Source organism: Salinivibrio proteolyticus (assembly GCF_001996165.1).
Lineage (GTDB): Bacteria > Pseudomonadota > Gammaproteobacteria > Enterobacterales > Vibrionaceae > Salinivibrio > Salinivibrio proteolyticus.
In genome coordinates, this window is record NZ_MUFP01000002.1 from 62,290 (window position 1) to 85,077 (window position 22,788).

Annotated in this window: 16 protein-coding genes; 6 read left to right on the top strand and 10 right to left on the bottom strand. The window is 49.0% G+C overall.

Translation table 11 applies throughout. From position 1 onward, the window contains the following. Positions 1-14: 14 nt before the first annotated feature. From BZJ19_RS01675 to BZJ19_RS01700, 6 genes are all read right to left on the bottom strand, one after another. Positions 15-1,652, bottom strand: a complete 1,638-nt coding sequence (locus BZJ19_RS01675; RefSeq protein WP_077674400.1) for a HAMP domain-containing sensor histidine kinase — start codon at positions 1,650-1,652, stop codon at positions 15-17. Positions 1,653-1,655: 3 nt separating this feature from the next. After that, the gene (locus BZJ19_RS01680) at positions 1,656-2,474 is read right to left on the bottom strand and encodes a phosphate/phosphite/phosphonate ABC transporter substrate-binding protein (protein ID WP_077674401.1); all 819 of its coding nucleotides are present in this window, start codon (positions 2,472-2,474) and stop codon (positions 1,656-1,658) included. 234 nt (positions 2,475-2,708) lie between these two features. Next, positions 2,709-3,920, bottom strand: coding sequence for an MFS transporter (locus BZJ19_RS01685; protein ID WP_077674402.1), 1,212 nt, complete (start codon positions 3,918-3,920; stop codon positions 2,709-2,711). Next, positions 3,920-5,239, bottom strand: coding sequence for a lysine N(6)-hydroxylase/L-ornithine N(5)-oxygenase family protein (locus BZJ19_RS01690; RefSeq protein ID WP_077674403.1), 1,320 nt, complete (start codon positions 5,237-5,239; stop codon positions 3,920-3,922). The genes BZJ19_RS01685 and BZJ19_RS01690 overlap by 1 nt, the downstream gene beginning before the upstream one ends. Before the next feature lie 10 nt (positions 5,240-5,249). Next, complete coding sequence (locus BZJ19_RS01695) at positions 5,250-7,916, bottom strand: GNAT family N-acetyltransferase (RefSeq protein WP_077674404.1); 2,667 nt, start codon at positions 7,914-7,916, stop codon at positions 5,250-5,252. A gap of 112 nt (positions 7,917-8,028) precedes the next feature. Next, positions 8,029-10,194: a TonB-dependent receptor gene (locus BZJ19_RS01700; protein ID WP_201249162.1), complete on the bottom strand. Its 2,166-nt coding sequence runs from the start codon at positions 10,192-10,194 to the stop codon at positions 8,029-8,031. 204 nt (positions 10,195-10,398) lie between these two features. Here BZJ19_RS01700 and BZJ19_RS01705 point away from each other — a divergent pair, with 204 nt between their 5' ends. Beyond that, positions 10,399-12,120 carry an IucA/IucC family protein gene (locus tag BZJ19_RS01705; protein WP_077674406.1) on the top strand — a complete coding sequence of 574 codons (1,722 nt, stop codon included), beginning with the start codon at positions 10,399-10,401 and terminating at the stop codon, positions 12,118-12,120. Between the two features lie 70 nt (positions 12,121-12,190). On the opposite strand, the gene BZJ19_RS01710 is transcribed toward BZJ19_RS01705, so the two are convergent. Further along, positions 12,191-12,496 (bottom strand): DUF496 family protein, encoded by a 306-nt coding sequence (locus BZJ19_RS01710; protein ID WP_077481972.1) that lies wholly within the window; start codon positions 12,494-12,496, stop codon positions 12,191-12,193. Positions 12,497-12,772: 276 nt separating this feature from the next. Continuing rightward, positions 12,773-13,702, bottom strand: coding sequence for a chemotaxis protein (locus BZJ19_RS01715; RefSeq protein WP_077454906.1), 930 nt, complete (start codon positions 13,700-13,702; stop codon positions 12,773-12,775). A gap of 402 nt (positions 13,703-14,104) precedes the next feature. Here BZJ19_RS01715 and BZJ19_RS01720 point away from each other — a divergent pair, with 402 nt between their 5' ends. From BZJ19_RS01720 to BZJ19_RS01730, 3 genes are all read left to right on the top strand, one after another. Further along, positions 14,105-15,049: a chemotaxis protein CheV gene (locus BZJ19_RS01720; protein WP_077674407.1), complete on the top strand. Its 945-nt coding sequence runs from the start codon at positions 14,105-14,107 to the stop codon at positions 15,047-15,049. 127 nt (positions 15,050-15,176) lie between these two features. Then, entirely contained in the window at positions 15,177-15,668 is a 492-nt protein-coding gene (locus tag BZJ19_RS01725; RefSeq protein ID WP_077674408.1) for a SixA phosphatase family protein, read from the top strand. A 301-nt stretch (positions 15,669-15,969) separates the two neighbouring features. After that, positions 15,970-17,328: a hypothetical protein gene (locus BZJ19_RS01730; RefSeq protein ID WP_077662651.1), complete on the top strand. Its 1,359-nt coding sequence runs from the start codon at positions 15,970-15,972 to the stop codon at positions 17,326-17,328. On the opposite strand, the gene BZJ19_RS01735 is transcribed toward BZJ19_RS01730, so the two are convergent. Next, positions 17,325-19,247: a putative bifunctional diguanylate cyclase/phosphodiesterase gene (locus tag BZJ19_RS01735; protein WP_077674409.1), complete on the bottom strand. Its 1,923-nt coding sequence runs from the start codon at positions 19,245-19,247 to the stop codon at positions 17,325-17,327. The genes BZJ19_RS01730 and BZJ19_RS01735 overlap by 4 nt on opposite strands. A 59-nt stretch (positions 19,248-19,306) precedes the next feature. Further along, on the bottom strand, positions 19,307-19,738 hold the full coding sequence (locus BZJ19_RS01740) for a putative pterin-binding protein (RefSeq protein WP_077674490.1): 432 nt from the start codon (positions 19,736-19,738) through the stop codon (positions 19,307-19,309). A 320-nt stretch (positions 19,739-20,058) separates the two neighbouring features. Here BZJ19_RS01740 and BZJ19_RS01745 point away from each other — a divergent pair, with 320 nt between their 5' ends. Further along, positions 20,059-21,219 carry a trans-sulfuration enzyme family protein gene (locus BZJ19_RS01745; RefSeq protein WP_077674410.1) on the top strand — a complete coding sequence of 387 codons (1,161 nt, stop codon included), beginning with the start codon at positions 20,059-20,061 and terminating at the stop codon, positions 21,217-21,219. Further along, positions 21,216-22,631: a Na+/H+ antiporter NhaC family protein gene (locus tag BZJ19_RS01750; protein ID WP_077674411.1), complete on the top strand. Its 1,416-nt coding sequence runs from the start codon at positions 21,216-21,218 to the stop codon at positions 22,629-22,631. Before BZJ19_RS01745 ends, BZJ19_RS01750 begins: the two co-directional genes overlap by 4 nt. Positions 22,632-22,788: the final 157 nt, after the last annotated feature.

A 22,788-nucleotide genomic window follows, 5' to 3' on the forward strand; every position in this document is an offset into this window, starting at 1 on the left:
GAGGAAGACTGTCATCATGAGGCATGATTTGCGATAGCATCACTTTTGTGTCGGAGTAGGGTGATAGCGGCTGTGGTGCCGTGGACTGATGAGGTGAGTTGTATATCGCCTTGGTGATGGCGGACAATGTCGTAGACATACGTCAACCCGAGCCCCATGCCTTGTCCAACCGGCAGGGTGGTAAAGAAAGGGTCGTAAACACGATGACTCTGATCATGCGGTAACCCAGGCCCCGAGTCTTTCACGGTGATGGTGCACGATTCACCATTGTCTTCACCCTCTACATCAATACTGTGTGCAACGTCTGGAGTACCGCGCTCACAGGCTTGCTGTGCATTTTTGATCACTTCTTTAAACAGCATTACCAGCTCGTCATAGCGTCCCATAACTCGGGGGAGTTGATACACGTTAGCGGCAATCGATATCTTGATATTAGTCGGCGGTGATAGAGTGTTCAGAGCCTCATCAATCACCGTAAAGATCTCAACGCCTTGAAAGTGTTGGCGTGTTTGTTGGTTATAGCTGGAGTACTGTTGTAAGGCGGAAACAATATTGATTACGCGTTGCACACAGTCGTTGGCATCGGCAAGGCTATCATTAAAATCATCATAAAGGTCATCGACATAGTGGCGATTTTTCCAATGAGTGAGGGTTTCAAGCGGCTCTGATTGGTGAATAACGTGCTCGGCAATCTCAGTCCACTTTTGGTAGGTGTCGAGATATTCTTGGCACATTTTCAGGTTACTTTTAACCGCGCCGATGGGGTTATTGATTTCATGGGCAACCCCTGCTGCCATGGTGCCGATGGATGCCATTTTCTCACTTTCGACCAGCTTTTCTTGCGTTTGCTTGAGTTGATGGTTTATTTCACGGAGTTGATCATTAGATCGCACTAAATCAGCCGTGCGCCGCGCTACCTTACTTTCCAATGTCTGGTTGGCTTCTTCTAGCCGTTTTTGGTAGGTCGCGGTTTTATTCTCGGACTCGCGTAATGCTGTAATCATATTACTAAACGCAGCGGCCACACTGGCCAGTTCATCCTTCCCGTGGGTTGAAATGCGTACGTCTCGCTCGCCACTGGCGATGGTATTGGCAGCATTTTTAAGTTCTGATAAGCGCTGAGTGAGGTAGTTTCCCAACAGATAAGAGAATAAGGCCACCAATAGCATCTCGCCCAGCACAATCAGCATGCTCCAATTTTTCGCGTCTTTAATTTGGCCAAGTAGGCTGGTCAGGTCAAAGCCTATCCAGACCGAGCCAAATTCAATGTTCGACTCGGAAATAGTCGCGCGTACATCATACAGCCCGTCCGTGACAGATTGGGCATTTATCTCAAGAATGTCCGTCGTAAAAGAAGCTGGAAGGTCACCGGCCGATGATAGGACTCTCCCATCATCGCCTACAACAGCGACATATATAATATCGCTGTTATGGAGCAGCTCTTGAGTAAAAGAATCGACGGTGGCGAGATCAAATGACAACACCGCATTCTTTACCGTGGAGGCGAACAACTGGGTTGTTGAACTGGCACGTTGGTTGAGCCCTTGGTAGTTGGTGGTTTCTAAATAGTTGAGGGTCAATGTCAGTAGAATCGCCAGCAAGATCGCCTCAATCAATGCGACACCTAAGATAGTCTTTAATCGCAAGGACATGGGTTATTCACTCAGCAAGTGTTGCAATAGCGTAATGTTTAACGCTCTTACATCGTCCCAATCTTCGTTCTGTGCTGACTCTATCCCTTTAAAACTGATATTACCCAGTAGTGATTTGCCTTTTTCACTGTCATTGAGGGAGAGAAAGGCCGCTTTAATCGCATCGGCGACTTGAGGGTCAAGGTCAGGATGAAATGCGAATGCATGAGGCGTATAGCCGGGGGTTTTCCATAATACTCGCAACTGTTTGCTAACCTCGGGATCGGTGTTATTCAAGGTGCGCTCAATGCCTCCGCCGGCATCAAAGAAATCTCGCGCAACGTTCAAATAGACCGAATCATGAGACGAGACATATTGCGGTGTAATGTTTATGCCTTGATTTTTCAGCGCCGCGCGAGGTACCACACTGGCTGCGAATGCCGCTGGTGAGGGAAACGCTAAGCGCTTGCCATCTAGCTCCTCAAGGGAGGTAATGGACGCCTCTTTTTTGACGACTAAAATACCGTGAATCCGCTTATCTTTTTGCTTCGCAAACGCTTGGTAGCCGGGTTTTTGGTGGAAAACCGTGTAGTGATAAGGATTCATGTACGCGACATCATATTCACCGGTGAGTACACGTCCTTCGAATTCGGGAATGTCTTTGGCAGTACGAAAGACAAGGTTGTACCCTGATTGTTGAGAGACGTATTCTAAAATCGGGCCCCAGTTGTTGGCCAGTGTAATAGCAGATTGTTGTGGCACGATACCAAAGGTAATGTCTCTCGCTTGAACATTGCCAATAACGGCAATGCTTAGCAATAATGACAGTAAAATTTGTTTCATCTGATCATCTCTCACCCAGTAACTGACGAACTATTAGACAGTGTAGTTACCTGTATCTATCCTTGCCATACAATCCTGTGTGATTAAGTCAATGAAATCAGGTTGTAACCTACGAACCGTTTTTTTCTTTCTGAACTCAGGCCACATTGCTCGCCCTCGATGACAACTTGATGTTTGCATACGAGGGCGAGAAAAGTGGCAGTCATCTTTCGAAATGATGAAATTTCCAGGTGGCTAACGAGACAAAGTGGGACGTGAGGGTTTGATAGTCAGTACCCCAATGATGACGGCGCAAGAAAGCATAATGCAGGTTAACGTAGGCAACGGCGGATAATTTAACGTGAGCGTTGCTAACAAGGAGGCGAACCCATAACCCAGTGTATGCGCCATGGCGATATAACCACTGACTCTTCCCGGTTCATGGTCGAGCCGTTGCATCGCTTGGCTGGTATAGGCGGGAACCAGGAGTGCACAGGCGCCAGATATCACCACCATTGCCAGCACTAACGCCGCAAAATGTGGCACTAATAGCAAGGCATAACCTATCACCATACTGATTGCGCCAAGGCTTAGCATACGCTCGGTACTAAGACGCTGTCTTTTTACCACTAACACTTGTACGGCTAAGGTGGCGATACCGCTTAACGTCAGCAAATAGCCGATGGCTTGGCTAACTTTATCGGCGGACCATTCGGTGAGGTAATTGAGCATGGGGGTGAGATTGTATTGCAACAGAGCAATCGCTGCACATACGGCAAGACCGTAACCCATGTAGGGCCAAATGGCTTTTGGCGCGAGCCATAGATGGGCGGATGAATGAGGTTCGTCCTTCTTATCCGCGCAGTGAGGCATCATACTGATAGCGATTGCTCCTAATAGTGGCAGTAATAGCATCAGCGTCAGTGACGCGTAGGGGCTGATCACTAGTACTGCCGAGGCAATCAACGGGCCAGCTAATCGGCCAAGGCTTAAGCCAATGCTAATGGAAGTGATCGCTTGCATACGGCGTGCCTCGCCGGCGAGTAACACGGCCCAATGCTGATTAGCAGGCACCATCCCTGCGACCGTTAAGCCATAGATCACCCGTGCCAGTATCGCAAGCGCCAACCAAGGCCATTGGGTAGCGCTGCTTTGCGCGCCCACTGTTGCGGCGAGCAATAACGCGAAGCTAATCGCCATGCCGGTTAGCGCTTGCAGTACCACAAACTTAGGACCATGTTGGTCGCTCATTCGTCCCCAAAATGGCGCGGCAGGGAGAAACAAAACGCTTCCCACGGCAATAATCACTGCCCATGTCGACAGTGAAAAGCCACCTTGCGCCACCAGTAAGGGAAGCGAGACCAAGAGTCCGTTCTGACCGATACCCATCAAGGCAGCAATCAACGTCAAGGTGATCGGTTGCCACCTTGCAGTTTGTCTCGCCGCTTGTGTGTGTGCGTGGGCCATTACCAACCTGCTACTTTTTGCATTTTAGGTGTGGCAGGGGAGGACGCTGCCAATGTCCAATCAAGCAGGCCGTGGTGATGGGCAATATCGTACATCGGTGTACCATTAATCGCATTGATAATGGTGGCGGCTCGCCATGCTGCAAGACTCAGTTGCGGCTCAATAATGCCGTGACAATGCGTGCCGACATTCATCATATACAATGCCTGAGTATAGTCTTCACGCATCTTTACTCGGTAGTGCGCATTCACACTTGGCCGACCTTTGTCATCGAGTTCGAGACAATCGCGCAGGGTATCGAGACACTGAGGCAGGGCACGAGAAAATCCGGTACACAAGATAACCACGTCTGCATCGATTGTTGCGATGTCACCGGTCAACGTCGCCGTTGTGGTTAACTGGTAACCGGATGGATGCGATTGCATACCCGTGAGCGTTTGTCCTGGAAGCAGTCGCCACCACGGCGGTGACCGGCGTACATATTTATCATGATAGAGGCGCTGATATAGCCCTTGTAAGCAGTTTTCGGTAATCCCATCACTGGCCAGCTTTTGTTGTGCAAGCTGAGTGTGTTTGACCTTGGGGTCGAGACCGTGAAACTGCTCTGCATAATCAGGCATAAAGTACTGATCAGTAAATGGGTTCTCATCCAATCCTTGGAGGTTAGGGCGACGAGAGACCCAATCAATATGCGCAACTTTGCCAAATTCACCATCAAAGACGTGCTGAAAAACATCGGCACCGGTTTGGCCACCACCAACAATGGCGACTTTTTTACCCCTTAAGTCTGGTTGTCGAAGTGCCAGTTCGCTGGCGTGAAAGACCTGCTCACCCATAAATGGTTCAGCACAGTCAGGCATAAACGGCTGGGTACCGGTACCAAGGATCAAATGATCACAGGTCAATTGTCCGTGTTGTGTATTCACCGCGAAGCCTGAGCCGTGTGGCGTAATGTTAACGACGGGTGTGTCGAATTGGGTATTGGGAAGCTGGTGAGCCACCCAAGCCATATAATCTGAAAACTCTAACCGTGAGACCGTCTGTTCGCCCCGCGCCGTAAAAGGATAGAATTTCTTGGTTTTAACCAGATAATTAATAAACGTATAGGGGCTGGTTGGATCAACTGCCGTCACCATGTCTTTCAGGTACGAGGTTTGCATTTTTGCATCATCGAGCAATAAACCGGGATGCCACGCAAAGCGTGGCTTTTGCTCAACAAACAAACTTGAAATCGTTTGAGTGTGGGGAGCCAGCAGTGCCGCCGCACTGAGATTAAAGGGGCCAAGCCCGATACCTAAAACAGAATAATGCCTTGTCATAACTACATCCTTATTGCGCGTACTGCGCGAAAAAGTCGTGACGCTCACATTGCAATAGCGCGGCGCGCTTATGYGGGAAATCGAATTCTTTTTGTTTTTTCATGCCTACGCCACGGCTAATGCGTACCACACGCCAATTAGCCGCATTCGGCTCTCCCATCACATTTAAGGTGCGAGATTCGGCTAAAAAGCAGTAGTGGATGAGCGATTGCGCCCAAGTACTAAAAAACTGACGTCCCAAAAAGTGAGGATTGCCGACCAGCATATGGATACCACGATCGAAAGCATCGACATCGTAGTAAGGCCCAAGCCGGTCTTCGGCTACCCAATAAATTTCAAAGTAGCCGAAAGGCTGTCCATCAAACTCGCCAATCACGGGGATAAGATGTGCGTCATGGTGCACCTTTTGTAGATATTGGCGATGAAAGTCGAGCGAGCCCTCTAATTCCCAAATCGGGGCAATATCCGGATGGTTATGCCATGCGTGAAAGCATGCAAGATCACGTTCTGTTTCTACCGGACGCAGCGTCAGGGTGCGTTTGAGGTGATAAAAGTAGCGACGATAGAACACACCTTGTGGCTTTTCAGGCCGCGTTGGGTGGGTTAAGCCGTTGTCTGCGGTTTGGTATCCCTCATTGGAGGGGGCCTGAGCTTGGTGCCAAATCGGGCAGTGCTGTTTAAACTGCGACAGCGTCAGTGGTGTGCCGGGGGAGACGACGGATTGCAGAGCGTGAGGGTAATCACTGGCATGCAGTGCTTGGCACTGATGCTGATAAAAGGCGTGTTCAACGGCCGACCACCAGAGTGATTCATCATTGCAATAGCGCGTGGTTAGTGTCGCGGTGTCATTGTCCGGTTGGTGCAGCACGAAGGTCGCTTTGGCTTGACCATGCTCCATTACGTCGATGAGGTGATATGGCGCGTCGAGCGAGTGGCTGCGAAGTCCCACGGTGCGATCAAGATTGACCGGTTTAAATATCCATGAGCCCAGTGCGTTATCACCATAAAATGGGTTACCGATATCCGTGTAAATTTGGCTGGGATCGGCCAGTGTCGCTTCATTGTGATCGGCGAGGAAAGTGTGGAAGTTCCGTTTCCAGTGCAGGGTCGGCGAGTCGAGAAGATAGTCATACAGGCGGCTATCCACAGGATGGCTCGCTCGCCAAGTTGCGAAAGCTTGACGGCAGACCTGCCACAAACGTTGCTCGGTGACACCGGTGGCTTCGCTGATCGCGGAAAGTGTATTGATTAGCGTATTACCAATCAGATAGTAACTCAGATACGGGTCAACCTTGTCGGCTGGTACGTAACAGCTTGGTAACCCCTCACTGAATGCGTCGGGGAACAGCGTCGGGGCCGGGTCGGTGACCCAAATACCTTGGCAGTCTCTGTACATCATGGCATTAGGCAAACCGTGCGCGGTACGCAGCAAGATGTTTTGCTGGTGGGCCAGTAACAAGATGCCATAATCGCTGCGTGCCAAACACAAGGGATACAGAATATGGTCTAAGAAGGCGACTAACCAATGGTGTGCAGCGTCGTGCTGTGACCATTGATGATGCTGTGCGGCTTGCGCGATCAGTGCGCCAATTTGACTGCCTTGCTCATGCGATTGATTGATGCTGGCGAGCAGGTGGACATCTTGATCGGCTTGGTGGGCGAATATATTGTCACGCAAGCTCACTAAAGGCAGTGATAAAGGCTCGCCTTGCGCAGACAAAATGGTGCACCAGACAGGCTCTTCGATAAAAGTCGTGGTGGGAGTTCGCTGCTGCAGCGTTTGTCCGGGGGCTGCGTTGAGCATTTTACTCAGTAAGGCACCACGCTTGGCTTCAGTGGCGGTTAATAGCCGTACCGAGTTAGTGAGCTTGACAGGTAGAGAGACTTTTAACATCCACTGATGGTCGGGATGATAAATGGCGCGTGACGATGAGGTCGCCAGCCAGCCACTACTGGTCAAGGCTAAATCAATCACGCTATTTTTGAGTGTGTGTGCGTCATCACTGTCACGCCACGCTTGCGCCTGTAAAGGGTGCATGGGCAAGGGAAGCCAGCCTCGGGGCAAATTGGCCGCATGGATTAAGCCCACGCTATCCACAAACAGCGACTGCAAGGTGTCGAGTACATCATGGTTAACCCCTTCACCTGTCCATTGCTCCGGCGAAACCGCAAACCATTCAATCGCAAATGACTGCGCAAATTCGGGTAGATATGCCTCTTGCTGTTCAGGCGTCAGTGGTTCATTGCTTTTGGGGGCTGGGTGCATGCTATGTCCGCCGGTCAGAGACTGCTCCGATTCGATAAAACGCTGAGGCCAGCGGTCGGCGAACGTATGTTGCCAATGTGCCTCTGCCCGCTGCACATAGGCGTCAGATTGACTTGCACGCGATACAAAGCGATCGAGACGCTCGCTACTGACCTCAGGCACTGATTGCGCGATACGGCAAACCGCATCGGCAAAGGTGGTAGGGATAGTTTCACCTTCGGTACCGCGCCACAGTATGTCCCCTTGATAGCGATGACGGCCGGCAGCGGAGGTGTAGGTGAGCGGTAATAATAATTCGCCCTGTTGGCATGGGAAACAGGCGTGGTCAGGCCGACCTTTTATCACACGCGTGTGCGGGTGCTCGACAAACAACGCATTGAAAAACGCATTCAAACTCAGGGGGTGTGTCATCTCAACTCCTTACAGACACGGGCTTACTGGGGCAATGTTGTTGTGCAAATATGGGCTAAAAAAATTGGGAGAAAAGGCGCCCAACGATGACTGGGCGCGAAAAGGAATACAATTAAAACGTGGCGCTGTAGCTCAAGCTAAAGGTGCGCCCCACACCGGCGTAGTCAAACATGTCGGCGCTAGCGAGGCCGCTATAGACTTTCTGAGCTTTTTGGCTCCAAATCGTTTGATAGTCTTTATCAAACAGATTTTGGATGCCGAAATTAATTTGGCCGACCGGCAACGTGTAGTAACCATTGAGGCCGACAAGCTCATAGCCCTCAAGGCGGTCGCCATCTTCATCAGACAGATCGCCAACGTGTTGGAGGTTGAGCTCTGTACCCCAATCGAAGTTATCGTAACCCACTGCCGCCATCGCGGTAGAAGGGCTCGCATTGTAGATACTCAGCTCATCCCAATGGCCACTATTCTTGATTTCGCTCTGCACTAAGTGGCCCTGTGCACGGCTATACCAAGTGTCAGTGAGGTAGTATTTGATTTGCCCTTCGAGGCCATAAATACGCTGTTTGTCACTATCTAACGTGACATCGAGATCGCTGTTGTATTTGTACGACTTGTCCGAAATTGAGTAGTACGCGGCGACTTGCGCGTTGTAGTCTTGTTGCTGGGTTCGCCAGCCTAGCTCAAAGGAGTTGGTTTTTACGCCGTCCAATTCTGTGTTTTGAACACTCACACTATTGGTGAGGGTGCCGCCTGAATATTTGCCTTTGCCGTAGAATTTGCCTGGGTCCGGCATATTAAAGCCTTGACTAAAGTTGGCCCAAACTTGTTGGTTGTCGGTCAGGTCGTACTTGAGTCCCGCATTTGCGAGCCAAATGTCCTTGTCTGTGGTGCCGCCAGGGATGGCATCAGCATCGGGTAATAAACCGAGGAGTATATAGGCTTGCTGGGTGAAGCCGATAAAGTCACTGCCTTTGTATTTGGTGTACTGGTAGCGCAATCCGGCAAAGGCATTTAATTTATCATTAACGGCCCAGTCTGCTTGAGCAAACACACCGGCATTTTGGGTATCAAAGTCAGGATAACGACCGATCGTGCCCTTTTTCTCAAACTCTAAACCATGGCTTGTTGCACTGGTTGTTGAATCATAGACGTATTGCTTGGCGCGAAATTCTTCCTTGCTGTAATCCAACCCATAGTTCAGCGTGAGGTTATCCCAGTTTTTCTCCAGTAAGAATTTTAGGCCGTAAACATCGTTGCTTTGCTCTGAGCCGCTAAATAGACCGTTACGCGGAAACGGGAAATAGCCGAAGGTTTCTTCTCGATAATAGGCTTGCGCGAGCAAAGCATGATTTAGCACATTGGTATGGCTATATTGGGTGTTGAGCATCAAACGTTCAGTGAATGGTTGCTCATCAAGTTTGAGTCCTTTACGACGCTCAACGTCACTTTTTAGATCGGTCGTATCTTCAAACCAGATCCCGTAATCACTGTCTTGCTGACTGTCATAGTATTGAGCAGTTAGGGAAAGGTGCTGTTCGTCATCAGGGGTGTAATCCAAGCTACCCATCACATCAATGCTGTCATTGAATTGGGTATCGGTTTGAGTCACATCGGGCAGGATAGGATCGCCATTGCCGTCGTAGGCCGCGCCTTTGCCTTCATACGCTACGGATAAGCGCCCTTGCAAGGTATCACTGCCACCGGATACCGCGACCGCGGCTTTTTTGGTCAGGTCGTCGCTGTTGTTAAACCCAGTGGTGACGCCGGTGTGAACCTCAAGTTGCGCATCACCCGCTTCACCTCGTTTGGTGATGATATTGATAATACCACCGGTAGCCCCCGCGCCATAAATGGAGGTTGCGCCTGACAGTACCTCAACACGTGCGACATTAAAGGGGTCGATACTATCCAGTTGGCGGCTGATGGTGCGAGCGGCATTCAGTGCGACGCCATCAATCATGATTTGCGCGCTGCGGCCACGCAAATTCTGTGAGGCGTTGGTACGTGCGTTGGTGCTACCAAAGTCAAAGCTTGGGATCAGCTTCCCGAGCGCGCCTTTTAATGACTCACCGCCTTGAATTTCACGGGTTAGTTCTTCATTGGTGATCACCCAGTTGGTGCTGGCGGAATCGGCGATCGTGGTCTGAATTTTACTGCCAGTTACGATGATGGTTTCGGTATTGGCCGCAGAAGGGGCGGCATGGGCAAGGTGTGCGCCAATCACTAAGGCCAGTGGGGTCAGTGAGAGGCCAACTACTTTTTTAGACTTCATCATTATCCTTATACAACATAAAGCTGCAGGGCTCAGTGAGCCTGCGTCCCTGCAGATACGTCTACGTCACTACCTAATTATTTATTATCAAATGATAATAGATATCATTATGATTATTGATATTTGCCCTCATTGTCAATACATTGATAACCGAATTTCCACATTTCATCTAATTCGGTGAAAAATAACGCATAAAGGACGTAACAAATGCAGGGGAATTATTGGCAAACAGCCAATCAGAAACTGCTCGCAAAAGCGATCAGTGAGCTTCATTTCGAAAATGCGATTACGGTTGACCACCTTGAAGGGCGCCAGTTTAGGTTGGCGCTGCCTGATGCAGAGTGGCGGTTTACTGGCACGATGAGCGTTTGGGAAATGGTGATGGTAGACAGTGGCAGCGTGTCACGGGGCGATAACCACCATCCAGAACTGATTGCATTAGTGATGGACTTGCAGCCTGTTATCGATATGGCGCCTTTGCACCTTGGCGGATTTATCGAGGAGTATCAAGAAACACTCATTGCGGAACAACAGCATCTCGCGATGCTTAGCACCCTGACAGCCGATAAACTCGTGACGTTATCAGAAACCGATCGCCAGCCCTATTTGGATGCTCACCCCAAGGTGCTCGCCAACAAAGGGCGATTAGGCTGGGGCCAGCAAGATCGTCAGCAATATGCGCCTGAGTATGGCAACACGTTTGCGTTGCATTATCTCGCTGTACATCGAGCGTGCGCACGTTATGGCTTTGGGGATGGATTCGATCAGGCCTCTTTGCTCACTGAGACCCTATCACCAGCCGCTTATGACGCACTCATGACGCGCTTAGCGGTCGATGAACGGGATGATTATCTGATTATGGCGGTGCATCCGTGGCAGATGCAGCGTTATATTTACAGCCAATATGCATCATTACTTGCCTCTGGTGATATCATCGATCTCGGCACAAGTGAGGAACAGTGGCGTCCACAGCAGTCTATTCGTACCTTGAGTCGGGCGGATGAACAAGGCAAGTACGACGTAAAAACAGCGTTAACCATTCTCAATACTTCTTGCTATCGCGGCGTACCGGGGAGCTTTATTGCCCATGGCCCAGTGCTGTCAAAATGGCTGTCAACCTGTGTGCGTGAGGATGCGTTATTGTCGCGTCTTGGCATGCATGTACAGCAGGAAGTCGCCGGTGTGTACTGCCCGCAGCCTTATCAGGCGAAAATAGACAGCTGTTACAAATATCACGAAATGTTGGGATGCGTTTGGCGTGAGCGTGCCGAAAGCCTGTTACCGTCTCATCAGCGACCCATGAGTATGGCGACCCTGATGCAAGCGGGTGGCGATGGGGTCAGCTGTGTCGGAGCGCTGATTGCGCGCACCTTACTAACGCCTAGCGAATGGTTGCAGCGTTTGTTTGATCATGTTGTGGTACCCCTCTATCACTTACTGTGCCAATACGGGATTGGGTTAGTTGCGCATGGGCAAAATATTACCGTGGTGCTGGAAGACGATATCCCTGTGGGTTGCATGATCAAAGATTTTCATGGTGATTTACGCTTTGTCGATCAACCGTTTCCAGAGTTGGACAGCTTAGATAAACGCGTGCGAGCGGCGATCAAGCACTTGCCGCCACACTATCTGGTGCATGATTTATATACGGGGCATTTTGTGACCACACTACGTTTTATTTCGCCGTGGTTTGTGTCCCTTGGGGTGAGTGAGACTGAATTTTATCGTCAGTTAGGTGACACCCTTCGTCGTTATCAACAGGCACACCCGCAGCTGAATGAACGCTTTAGATTGTTTGACGTGCTGAGTGAGGCGAAAGAGAAGATTTGTATCAATCGGGTTAGATTTAATATTGGCTACGATGATAGTAACGAGCGACCGTTGCCCATGTTTGGTGAGGCGATTCGCAATCCACTGGCTGAGGCGTAATGCGGATACTTAACGAAAAATACCCGCAATAGGCGGGTATTAACAATCAAATCAGTGGAAGTAGTTGGGCTTACTTGCCGCTTTTACTTTGCTTGGTGAGCTCTTTGATAGTACGGCTGATTTCACGGCGCTGCTTAGAAATCTCCGCATTCTTGATGATGTGATCGTCAACGCGGTCTTCGTAATCACCTTTCATATTCTTGATGATTTCGACGATGTCTTCATAGGACATTTCAGGCTGGATGTAATCGAGCAAATTTTCCAGCAACACAACGCGTTTTTGGTTGTCGCGGATCTTCTTGTCGTTGTCTTGGATTTCGCGTTTTAGCTTGTTCTTTTGTCGTGAGTGCTTAACGATCTCAAATACACTGGTCATCATAGTCGCCTTCTATTTTTTTGAAGTATGAAAAAATTAAACCACAAGCGCTCGGCCAAACCCAGCCTTTTCGCGCTTGAAGTGAGGAGTTTTTCATCAATTGAACCGATAAAGGATCTGATTTGGGATACACAGAGATGTGCCATTGGGGAGAGACTGGCGAAAGACATGCCCAAACCACCTTATACCCGATTAGAACGTGATGTTGGCAAAGATAGCAGACTGGCATTGACAGTGGTATGACACATATCAAAGCCAGCCCGCGCAGGACAGCGATCAGTAGTTGGTTGGCGTACCTTCAAGTTTTACTGAAGAGCCAGAGGTTTTCAGCATCGCGCCACGTAACATGGCTTGAACGAGCTCGGTGGCATCAAATTTTGTCAGTGCTTCGTGCGCACCGACTTGTTTGGCACGATCCACACTGATGTCGCTCGACAGTGACGTATGGAGGATCAGGTACGCTTCGGCCAGTTTGTCATCGCTACGGATTTCAAAGGCGAGTTCATAACCGTCAATGCCGGGCATCTCGATATCGCTAACAATTATGTCAAACGGCTTGCCAGCGGACGCCGCGTTTTTCATCATTTGCAGTGCTTCTGAGCCGTTGTTGGTGACGTGATAGGGAATATTAATACTGTCTAACGCCTCAGAAAGCTGCCTTCTTGCGGTTAAGGAATCATCAACAAGCAAGATGTTCATCGGCTTGAGCTTTTCACGATCGACATCCGACAAAACTGGGTGCAGTTTATCCGGATCGGATGGGAAAATATGCTCCATGATGTATTCGACATCCAACAGCTGAACCAACTTTTCGTCGATTTTCATCACGCCAGTCAGAAACGCACGGGTCCCGAGCGTTTGAGGTGGCTCGGCGATCGAGCGCCAGTCACACTCGCTGATCTTTTCGATGCCGCGTACCAAAAATCCCATTACACGACGCTGGCAGTCAGTGACGATAATGTAACATGACTCCCATTCTGACTTATCGACTGGCTTGTAACCAATCGCTTTGGCCATATCAATGACGGGAGTGGCGATGCCACGGAAACTAGTGGTTCCTATCACTGTAGGGTGAGAGCCGGGCAAATCCGTTAGCGGCTGAAAAGGGATGATCTCCCGCACCTTAAGGGTCCCAATCGCAAAAGATTGCGTCGGGGTCAGGCGGAACATCAACATGCCTTGTGATTGATTGGCTTTGCTCTTCATAGCATCACTCTGCGTGTAATCGTAATAACGGTGTGTATTTTATCAGCATTATGCGTAAGACACATCTCCCCATTATGATAGGGGGGATTAGACAGAACATAAAATTTTTCCGTACTATTGTCTCATATTTGAAACTTATTGATAGTGTGAATTAAATGCGCGATTTCGCACGCTTTCCGGTCAGCAGTCATGCTAGGCTAATGACGCAGAAAAACACGAAGACAGAGCCAGACACAGCGCAATAGGTTGCCTGTCGTCATTTCTTACCTAAAATAAAGGTAATAGCTTTTTTGTCACCGTGTTACATCAATGACAAAAGTGCATGATTAGGTGCTCGTCCTCGAGCTATCACGCGCATCGGATATACGCCTTTTAAGAAGTAAACCAACGGTTGAGCAAACTATGACCAATATTTTAGATTCGGTAGATTCGCGTACGCGGCTGGTGGGGGAGAACCGCCTAGAGCTTTTAATGTTTTATCTTGGCACCACGCAACCTTTTGCCATCAACGTTTTTAAAGTGCGTGAAGTCATTAAAGTGCCCCGGCTCAACCAAATGCCAGGTTCGCATCCGAATGTGCGTGGCGTGGCGATGATCCGAGGAAAGTCAATTCCTGTGATTGACCTGCGTCAGTCGATTGGCATGGGCTCGATTGGGGTGTCGGATGACTGCAACGTGATCGTGACCGAGTACAACCGGACGATACAGGCGTTCTTAGTTGGTCAAGTCATCAATATCAAAAACATGGGCTGGGATGAGATTATGGAACCGCCCAAAGGCACTGGTCGCAATAACTACCTGACCGCGATCACTCGCCAAGACTTCGATGGCCAAACTCGCCTCGTGGAAATCGTTGACGTTGAGAAAATCTTGGCTGAGATTGTCGCGTACGAAATTGGTATATCAGAAGATGTGCTCGATCCGCAACTCACACCTTATATGGCAGGGCAGCGTGTCTTGGTGGTCGATGATTCGTCAACAGCACGTGCACAAGTCAGTGATACTCTGTCTCAGTTTGGTGTCGAATGCATCATGAAAAAAAACGGTGCCGAGGCGCTGCAATTACTTAAAAGTTGGTGTGATGAAGGCAAAAATGTCAGCGATGAGATCTTATTAATGATCACCGATGCTGAAATGCCTGAGATGGATGGCTACAAATTAACGCATGAGGTACGTTCCGATAGCCGAATGAGTAACCTTTACATCGCACTGAACACCTCATTGAGTGGTAGTTTCAACGAGGCCATGGTTGRAAAAGTCGGCTGTAACCAGTTTATCTCTAAGTTTCAACCTGATTTGCTCGTGAACGTTGTCCAAGAGCGGCTGCGTGAAGTGGTGGCAAGCTAAGGTAACGCGTGACTGCAATGTGCCTTTTGAAGCGAGCCTTGGCTCGCTTTTTTGTTGATTAACGAGGTGGGGTGACGGAGAAAAAACCATGTTGATGTGAAAAGCGCACCCGGTTTAAGGAGGCAGGATGAAATACTTGTTTTTGATGCGACATGCGAAATCCAGTTGGGATGATCCTAGCTTAGACGATCACGATCGGTCATTAAACCCAAGAGGATTTCGTCAAGCCCCTTTGATGGCTGAGCGCCTTAATGCTTGGTTATTGCAGCCTCAAACCATTGTAACCAGCTCAGCACAGCGAGCGAAAGATACCGCGGTACTGGTGGCACAAACTCTCAATGACAAGCCGCCTATCATCGTCGACACCGCCTTATATACCGAGCACAGTGACGCGATTAATATCGTGGCGAAACAGTTGGATGAGCGTCATCAAACCGCGATGGTGATTGGCCATAATCCTGCGTTGAACCTTTATCTCCAACAGATGGGTATGCGCAAAGAGAATTTACCCACGTCTGGAGTAGCCGTGGTGGCGTTTGAGACGACATCGTGGCAAGCGATCAACGAGGTGGATGCGCAGCTGCTTTACCTCGACTGGCCAAAGCGCCAAGCGAGTTAAGTCATAATAGGCACTATATCTAGTTGAAGACAAACTACATTTAGATGAGAGGAGAAAAAGTTATCTACTAAAACTGTGGATAACCCCGTTAATTTCTTTGTTACCTTTCTTCTGAGCCCTGTACTCATCAGGGATGAGCAGGAAAAACAAAAAAGTGGCGATAAATTAACCATCAATAATGTGTCATATATTTGTCATTATGATGACGCAATCGACCGATGGTGTGGAATAATGGTGCTGCTTTGAGGCAGTCCTTTAACACTGTCGTATCAGCATTCCATTGAGTAGTAGGAGAGTAGGATTGATCACGGTAGATAAACATGAAGGCTTGTCGGTTCGCGTTGCCATTCTGAACGAGGAAATCAGTGCACAAGAAGTCGATTTCTACTTGTTTGTCCCGGGAGAGCTGAAGTTTGGTAAGCATGTCCTGAATGAGGATGAATTCTACCACCGCGTGCTATCTAATAGCCGCACCTACTTTACCTCTCGCTACCACTTACCTTTGGTACACTCGCGTCTTGCTAGCCGAGAAAAATTACCCACTGAGCAATATCGAGTCAGCCTAAGTTTGTATGCTTATCAGTACGCGCTTTCATTAGAAAAAGCTACGCACGATTTTTTTGAGTCGGTCTCAGGATTGGAAGACGAAGAAGCACTCGAGCAACTGGAAGATACCATCGAAATGGCGGTGGAAATCTTGCGCCGTTTGCGCCGTTACCAGCCGCAAGATACCAAGCTAGTAAAGTATTACAACAACATTGATAATTACCTCTCATGGCTGACTGAGCAGAGGTTCTTGTCACTTTTAGCACATATGCCGCGTGGCTCGGTATATAAAACCATCCGCCAACAACTGGTGGAGCTTTGTGAAGCGGAAGAAGCCCATCGTTTAGTCAATCGCTACAATTCTGACAAAGCTATCAGCGATCCGACCCGCATGGTTAACAAAATGCGCCTGTTACGTCGTTTGATTGAATTTCCYGTCACCATTCGCCAAAAACCGGAAGCCTTGGGTAAGAACCTCAACAAACTCGCGAAAGCTTCGGCGACGGCGTTTGTGATGCTGTTTGTTACGACTGTGATTGTGCAGGCGCGGCAGTATTTGGGTGAGATTACCTTGTCGTTTGTCTTGGCGATGGCTGGGATTTATGCGTTGCGTGAAATTTTTAAAGATGATTTGCGTGATGCGCTGTGGCGATGGATTCGTAAAGGGCGGCCCAAATGGCGCAAACGCTTTATTGACCCTACCTCGAATAGACAGATTGGTCGGCAGTTGGAGTGGCTCGATTACATCGACTTTACTGCGCTGCCGGATGAAGTCAAAAAGCTGCGTCGTGGCAAGCTGCGTCAACAAGAAGAGGCCGTGGTGCGCCTAAAGGTCAAAACCCAGCTAGAGACTACCCGCTTTTTGTCGGGCTATGACACGACCCGAGATGTATGGAAGCTCGATTTTCGTTCTTTCTCACGTTTAATGGATCGCGGAAGTCAGCGTTTGTATCGTTTAAACGATGGACAGGTTTTAAAAGACTCGGTTGAAAAACGCCACCAATTTAATTTGGTGAGCTGTCAAAAGATCAAAGACCAGCCCACGGTTTATCAGCGTTGGAAAATCACTGTAAACCGATCGAAAGTGGTCGATATTGAAGAAATCTTAGATTAATTTTTTAATGAAAATGCATTTTTCTTACTGAGGTGGTCAGTACAAAAAGCGTAAAAATCAATGGCACTGAGTGGCTTGGAAAAGTAATAGCCTTGAAACTCATCAACCCCCATCTGCTGTAAATTGATCAATTGTTCCTGTGTCTCAACCCCTTCGGCAACCACGCGGATCCCGAGCTGATGTGACATATAACAAATGGTATCGACCAGTATTTGCTGACGAGAAATAGTTGCCATGTGCTCGACAAAGCTACGATCAATTTTTACTTTGTCAAAGCTTAAGTGATTCAATACCGCCATCGATGACCATCCGGTACCAAAATCATCTAAGGCAAGCTTGACGCCAATGTCTCTTAACTGGTTCATGAGTAAGCTAAATCGACCAATATCATCAATGGTCATGGTCTCGGTGATTTCAAACACTAACCGTTTGCGTTGCTCTGGGTGGTGCATAAAAATATTCACCACGTCTGAGAGCAATGACTCACTGAAGAAAGAATCGGACAGATTGATCGCAACATCGATATGCTGATTGATGGTTTGCCACTCAGTATTCATCGCCGCATAAACTTGACGTAGGATCCAAGTGCCAAGACGCTGTCCGAGACCAGCTTCTTCCGCCACATCGATTAATAACTGTGGGCAGATTGGGCCTAAGGTTGGATGCCGCCAACGAATTAATGCTTCACAACTCAGTTTGTTGGGCTCTGACGATATAATCGGCTGATAGACCAGAGACAGTTCATCCTGACTTTCATCAAGCAGTAGCGCTTTTAAATCATCGTTCAGTTGCCGGCGTTTACGTGCATCGGCCTCGAACTTAGGTTTGAAGACCACGATACTGTCTTTTGAAGGAGAGATTTCTTTGGCTTTTAGCAACGCGAGATCGGCATTGTTCAATAGAGTATTGGCAAACGCATCCCCATCTTTGTGGATGATAGGATCGAGGTCTGAACTCTTTGCGATACCGATAGCAACTGTCAGTCGCGCATCAGGGAAAATGTCATCAATCGCATGCCTTAACGTATCGCGTAGTGGTTGGGTAAAAAAGCTCAGGTGATGACCATCAACTGTGGTTAAAACCGCAAACTTATTACCGCTCAAGCGCGCGCAAATATAACCATAAGGTGAGCAGATACTATTGAGTTTATGCCCGAGTTTAGTGAGTGCATGGTCTCCTTGTTCATACCCCAGTAAATCATTTATGTCTTTAAAGCGGCGGATATCAATGACAAGAAGGGTGTGCATCGTTTGCTTCGTTGCGGCTTGTTGAAGGGCATGCAGCAAATAATTGCGATTAGGTAATTGCGTCACATTATCTAACCACGCCATTTTCTGTTGCTTGATGCTGTCACGGTACATGCGAACCGAAAAGAACACGAGCAGCGTGAGAATCAGCCCAACAGCGAGATACATCCCTTTCAATTGGTTCTCGAGGTATTCGCGCTGCTTGATAGCGGCGGGCCCGATAAAGTTGTTAATCATTAAATCCCGAATGGCGGGTAGTATGGCATCCATTTCGCTAAGGAGTAGTTGCAAACGAGGCTTGTTTCCTTCCAACACCGCTTGTTCATATCGTCTTAGTAAGCGGAATGCTCTTTCGACAACAGGTGTTGCATTAAAGGTCTGCCGCAATGTTTGCGTCTCGCTACTGGTCAAAAAGGTGTCATAGCGGTTCCACAGAATATCGTACTTTAAAATGAGGTTACTGCGATCTCGGCGCTGAGTTTGCAGGTATAAGGCGAGATCATTACGAAATTCCAAGGTTTCTAGCTCCATTTGAGCTAATGCCCAAGCTGATAACTGAGTACGTACTGCTTGGCGAGAGTAGTTTTGGTTGAACTGATAAAGCGTTACGACTGCAAAAATAAAGATCGCGAACACAAAGGCAATGAACCAAGTTACAGGACGTTTAAGCATGGCACCCACCAAAGAGGCTGACAATTATAGCGAGAGAGGACTGGCTTGTTGTCATGCGGCTATTCATGCAATATTTCCACGCGATTGGTTTGCCATACCATACGACTGTGTATTATTTCACTGTCCAGTAGGTTTTCTTCCGATAAAGGGTATATCACCCATATCGGCCCTTTATCGCGAACGCGCATCCATTGCCCATCCTTTTTGATGGCAAAAATAGGATTATATTTTTCGATGTCCTCGATTGTGATTTCTGCCCAATAATCATTGAGCGCATACACTTTTAGCTTCGTTGGTGGCATATCCAGTATGGCGAGTAACTTTTGTACGGAGACACCAAGGAACACGTGCTTGCCCTTCGTCCAAGGCGTAGCGGTTTGAATGGTACGATCGGCCATCGAGACCAATTGTTCGCGCGTAAAAGACTCTATTCCTTCCTTACTGGTAACCGTAAGCATGGGACTGGCAATCGCCGTGCGACTGGCGGTCATCGCGATCACCCATCCGACAATCAATATCCATTGAAAGAAGTGATGATACTTCGCTCTGCCAGTGATGGTGCTGTTTGCCATTATATTTGCCTCCTGAGCCCTCCCTATTAAACCTAGTTGTACGCACTGGCTTACTCAAGTGTGGGCGTAGAGGGCGCATTCTGTAGGCTTAGCAAAGTAACTTGTTTTTATATGCTAGAAGATAATTCTATTTATCAATCATTATGCTCATACAATATCATGTCAGTTTGTTTGCGAGTCGTCATAATGGCTAAAATAAAAACAATTATTAAACCAATATTCTTTTAATGGGTGAAAGTATGAAACAACCCCACTTTTCTACGTTAGCTGTCCACGGTGGTGATCAAACGGACAAGGGGCATAATGCCGCTTTCCCGCCGATTTACACAGCCAGTAGTTTCATTCAATCTGACCTTAGCCATCAGGCCGACTTTGGTTACTCGCGGGTTGCAAATCCAACCCGCTCGGCTTACGAGAGTGCCTTAGCGGCGCTCGAGCAAGGTTGTTATGCGACGGCGACGGCCTCGGGGATGGCAGCGACGGCCTTGGCCTTAGAACTGCTGCCGGCAGGCGCGCACATTATTGCGATGCGCGGTGTGTATGGGGGGACGCATCGCTTGTTCGACAAACTCCGCGCCGCCAATAATGGACTCAGTGTCGATTATGTTGATCTCAATGATCTCAATGCCGTGGCGGCTGCGGTCAAGCCGAACACGGCGATGATCTGGATTGAAACCCCAACCAACCCGTTGTTAGAACTCGTCGATATTACCGCGATTTGCCAGTTTGCCCGCGAGCATGCGTTATTAACCTGTGTGGATAACACCTTTGCGACTGCGTGGAACCAAACGCCGCTGCGTTTAGGGGCAGATATTGTGATGTTGTCGACCAGCAAATACATTGGCGGGCATTCTGACATGATTGGCGGCGCGCTGGTCACCGCTGATAAAGCGTTGGCGAAAAAAATCGATTTTGCGAAAACCACGGTCGGCGCGATTGCCTCGCCATTTGATGCCTATCTCGCGTTACGCGGACTAAAAACGCTCGATCTGCGTATGCAGCGCCAATGCGATAATGCGCTAAAAGTTGCGACCGCGCTGGAAAACCACCCTGCCATTGAAGCGGTTTTCTATCCTGGCTTACCGTCACACCCGCAACATGCGCTTTGTCAGACGCAAATGCGCTCAGGGGGAGCAGTGGTTACCGTTCAGCTAAAAGGCACGCGAGTGGAAAGCGAGCGATTTTTAAGCCGCTTACGCTACTTTATCTTGGCTGAATCGCTCGGTGGTGTGGAGAGTATGATCAACCATTCAGCGTCCATGTCTCACGGCTCCATGAGTGAAGAGGCACGCGAGGCGATGGGAGTTTTCGATACCACCTTCCGGCTTTCAGTCGGCATTGAAGATAGCCGTGACTTAATTGAGGATCTTCTGCACGCACTCGATCAGGAGGCGTCATGACGGATTATGGCGTCTGGACGGTGGTGACGCCACTGGTCACTATTGTACTTGCTGTGGTCACGCGTCAGGTGATTCTGTCGCTACTAGCAGGGGCGATGGTGGGTTATACCGTGATTGCGAATTTCARTCCATTCGCAGGCGTGGCGAAGGCACTGGATAGTTATATTAGTGTGTTTGCCAGTGCGGGGAACACGCGCACCATTTTGTTCTGCTTTATGGTGGGCGGGTTAATACGTCTTATCCAAGTCACAGGCGGCACCCGGGCTGTGATTCATGCGCTCACTGAGCGTGCTCAATTGGTGAAAAATCCGATTGCGGTGCAGTTGCTCGCGATAGTTACCACCATGCTGATTTTTATTGAGAGCTCGATTTCTATTATGTCAGCGGGGACGGTGAGTCGTGATTTAGCCGATCACTATCGCGTTTCTCGCGAGAAGCTCGCCTATGTGATCCAGTCATCCTGCGTCGCGACTTGCTCCAGCGTGATGATCAATGGTTGGGGCGCTGCGATGATGGCAATTATCGGCGTACAAGTCAGCAAAGGTTATGTTGAAGGCGAGCCCTTCACCATTTTATTGCACGCCATCCCATACAATCTAATGGCATGGCTCTCCTTGCTGGCGGTGCTGTTTTATGTACTCACTGGGGCGAGTTGGGGGCCAATGGCGAAAGCGGACCAACGCGCGGCAGCTGGGCAAGTACTACGTGAAGGCGCCTTTCCGATTGCTGGCGATCATCAGCGCGATGATGAGCCGCTAGGCAAAGTGAGCTATTTTGTTTTGCCGTTACTGAGCACCATTTTAATGGTGCCGGTGGGCCTGTTTATCACGGGTAATGGCGATATTGCCTCTGGGTCGGGCTCGACCGCTGTTTTTTGGGCGGTGATGGCAGGGACTGCGGTCGCGATGGCTTTCTTTATCGGCACGCGTGTCTTGTCATTAGATGCCTTTTTCCGCCACCTGTTAGCCGGATACGCGAATATGATGCCTCTGGGGGCAATTATGTCGCTGGCATTTTTAATGGGGGATTTATCGGCAGACTTACATACGGGGCACTACATCACTGAAGTGATTGATGGCATCCTACCTGCAGGATTATCAGCCGCTTTTGTCTTTGTGATTGCCGCGATTATGTCACTGGCGACCGGGACCTCGTGGGGCACGTTTGCAATCATGATCCCGATTGGTATTCAGATTGGTGCAGCGACAGGCATTGACCCGCACTTGATGATTGGTGCATCGATATCTGGGGCCATTTTTGGCGATATGACGTCACCAATCAGTGATACTGGCATTGTCGCGTCGATGGCAACGGGTAACGATCACGTCGACCATATCCGTACGCAATTCCCTTATGTCTTTGCAGTGGGGGTGGTAACTGCGGTCTTGTTTGCGATATTGGGAAGTGCTTAAACGCAGGCTCGGTTGAAAAAAGAAGCTGTCCTTGCGAGTTAGCAAGGACAGTCTGTTAATGCCCAAGTCCATGGAGTCAGTCTTTTCGGGCAAAAGGGGCAAGCGAAGGTTGATCTCGTTGTCTAATAAAATGTAGACGCCGAGCCTTATATTGTCT

Bases quoted from the DNA above. Each gene is read 5' to 3' on its own strand.
- BZJ19_RS01675 (WP_077674400.1), bottom strand. From the start codon at position 1,652: ATGTCCTTGCGATTAAAGACTATCTTAGGTGTCGCATTGATTGAGGCG.
- BZJ19_RS01680 (WP_077674401.1), bottom strand. From the start codon at position 2,474: ATGAAACAAATTTTACTGTCATTATTGCTAAGCATTGCCGTTATTGGC.
- BZJ19_RS01685 (WP_077674402.1), bottom strand. From the start codon at position 3,920: ATGGCCCACGCACACACACAAGCGGCGAGACAAACTGCAAGGTGGCAA.
- BZJ19_RS01690 (WP_077674403.1), bottom strand. From the start codon at position 5,239: ATGACAAGGCATTATTCTGTTTTAGGTATCGGGCTTGGCCCCTTTAAT.
- BZJ19_RS01700 (WP_201249162.1), bottom strand. From the start codon at position 10,194: ATGATGAAGTCTAAAAAAGTAGTTGGCCTCTCACTGACCCCACTGGCC.
- BZJ19_RS01705 (WP_077674406.1), top strand. From the start codon at position 10,399: ATGCAGGGGAATTATTGGCAAACAGCCAATCAGAAACTGCTCGCAAAA.
- BZJ19_RS01710 (WP_077481972.1), bottom strand. From the start codon at position 12,496: ATGACCAGTGTATTTGAGATCGTTAAGCACTCACGACAAAAGAACAAG.
- BZJ19_RS01715 (WP_077454906.1), bottom strand. From the start codon at position 13,702: ATGAAGAGCAAAGCCAATCAATCACAAGGCATGTTGATGTTCCGCCTG.
- BZJ19_RS01725 (WP_077674408.1), top strand. From the start codon at position 15,177: ATGAAATACTTGTTTTTGATGCGACATGCGAAATCCAGTTGGGATGAT.
- BZJ19_RS01735 (WP_077674409.1), bottom strand. From the start codon at position 19,247: ATGCTTAAACGTCCTGTAACTTGGTTCATTGCCTTTGTGTTCGCGATC.
- BZJ19_RS01740 (WP_077674490.1), bottom strand. From the start codon at position 19,738: ATGACCGCCAGTCGCACGGCGATTGCCAGTCCCATGCTTACGGTTACC.
- BZJ19_RS01745 (WP_077674410.1), top strand. From the start codon at position 20,059: ATGAAACAACCCCACTTTTCTACGTTAGCTGTCCACGGTGGTGATCAA.